General features: G+C 48.1%; 2 protein-coding genes. One reads left to right on the top strand and one right to left on the bottom strand.

Features of this window, described 5'->3' with window-relative positions; translation table 11 throughout:
* Positions 1-13: 13 nt before the first annotated feature.
* Entirely contained in the window at positions 14-463 is a 450-nt protein-coding gene (locus A9165_RS16420; protein WP_255365755.1) for a hypothetical protein, read from the bottom strand.
* 161 nt (positions 464-624) lie between these two features.
* Here A9165_RS16420 and A9165_RS16415 point away from each other — a divergent pair, with 161 nt between their 5' ends.
* Positions 625-867 carry a hypothetical protein gene (locus A9165_RS16415; RefSeq protein WP_065956678.1) on the top strand — a complete coding sequence of 81 codons (243 nt, stop codon included), beginning with the start codon at positions 625-627 and terminating at the stop codon, positions 865-867.
* The last annotated feature ends 57 nt before the right edge of the window (positions 868-924 follow it).

Here is a 924-nt window from a genome sequence, read left to right as displayed (position 1 = left end):
GGCTGACTTGTGATCAAGAGACAGCCTTTAACTCCAGGGTGCGCCTGAGCATATAACCGCCCAAAGCTGTCTCTTCATAACCGATTTGAAAGGCTTTGGCAGGGTCAAAATCCGGTAGCGTCAATACCGCATCGGCACCATTGGAATAACTCAGCACGCTGGCGATACAGATATCAATGCCTGTCTCGCTTTGAAAAGTGAGCGCCTCGTCCAGGGTTAACATAGCCGCATCCAGTTGCCCGGTGCTTAGCAAGCGCAATACCTGAGTGGTCGACGGTAGCATAGTCACTTGCAACTGCTGGTTATCAGCAAGTTCAAGGATACAGTCCGCACAGTCGCGCTCGGCCAGTGCCAGATACAGCGGCTGATAACCCAGCCAGGTATTCCCGGCCAGGTTAACCGGGGGCTGTGCCGGCTGACAGCCGGCTAACAGTATTAGCGCAACAAAAAAAAGTATCCGCATAGCTATTTTCCGTTTAAATGCCGGATTCCGATTATCAAATATTACAGCACAGCGCCTACCAGGCTCCAAATCACATCAACCACTTTAATGCGCCCGATCAATTCAGCTATTACTTAATCAGTCTATTCTTACGCGAAAAGGCCCTGGCAGGAAAGCATTAAATGACTGACCAACAACTGATCCGCGTATTGAAAGTTGTGATGTTTAGCGGCTTTGCCATTTTTATGTTTGGTCATTATTTATGGGCCTTTGCTGACCTACCCGCCAAAATGGGTATTAAAGGCATTATTATTGTCGCCGGCTGCTGTGCTTTCGGCCTGATTCTGTCGCTACCGACCAAAATTTATCTGACCATGCTGCTAATGAAATGGGAAGACGAGGTCAAAAAATCCAGCAAACCCTAAAACCTAAATCCATAAACCCACATACATTATTCGCAATTGGCATAGGGGCAGTCAGTG

The sequence above is a fragment of the Alishewanella sp. HH-ZS genome (genome assembly GCF_001704375.1).
Taxonomy (GTDB): domain Bacteria; phylum Pseudomonadota; class Gammaproteobacteria; order Enterobacterales; family Alteromonadaceae; genus Alishewanella; species Alishewanella aestuarii.
This window is presented reverse-complemented; position numbering and strand designations above follow the sequence as displayed.